This window comes from Actinomadura verrucosospora (genome assembly GCF_039540335.1).
Taxonomy (GTDB): domain Bacteria; phylum Actinomycetota; class Actinomycetes; order Streptosporangiales; family Streptosporangiaceae; genus Spirillospora; species Spirillospora verrucosospora.
The window spans coordinates 1-538 of the sequence record NZ_BAABEV010000128.1 but is presented as its reverse complement, the minus strand read 5'-3'; the positions used below and the strand labels follow the sequence as shown (position 1 = coordinate 538).

At 69.9% G+C, this 538-nt stretch carries 1 pseudogene; it reads right to left on the bottom strand.

The features are described from left to right. Positions 1-538 (bottom strand): annotated as a pseudogene (locus ABD944_RS42265) (DNA-directed RNA polymerase subunit beta); the annotation flags it as partial.

Below are 538 nucleotides of genomic sequence, written 5' to 3'. Positions count from 1 at the left end.
CAGTGCCCAGACCTCCATCTCACCGAAGCGCTGGCCGCCGAACTGGGCCTTACCGCCGAGCGGCTGCTGGGTGATCATGGAGTACGGGCCGGTCGAGCGCGCGTGGATCTTGTCGTCGACCAGGTGGTGCAGCTTGAGGATGTAGATGTAGCCGACCGCGATGGGATCCCGGTAGGGCTCGCCGGTGCGGCCGTCGAACAGCCGCGCCTTGCCGGTGGGCATCACCATGCGGTCGCCGTCGCGGTTGACCAGCGTGGTGCCCAGGAGGCCGATGATCTCCTGCTCGCCGGCGCCGTCGAAGACGGGGGTGGCGACGTTGGTGCGCGGCTCGACGCGGTCCAGGCCCTTGTCCCTCAGCCGCCCGGCCCACTCCTCCTCCACCCCGCTGATGTCCCAGCCGCGGGAGGCGATCCAGCCGAGGTGGGTCTCCAGGACCTGTCCGACGTTCATGCGGCCGGGCACGCCCAGGGGGTTCAGGACGATGTCGACGGGGGTGCCGTCCTCCAGGAACGGCATGTCCTCCACCGGCAGCACCTTG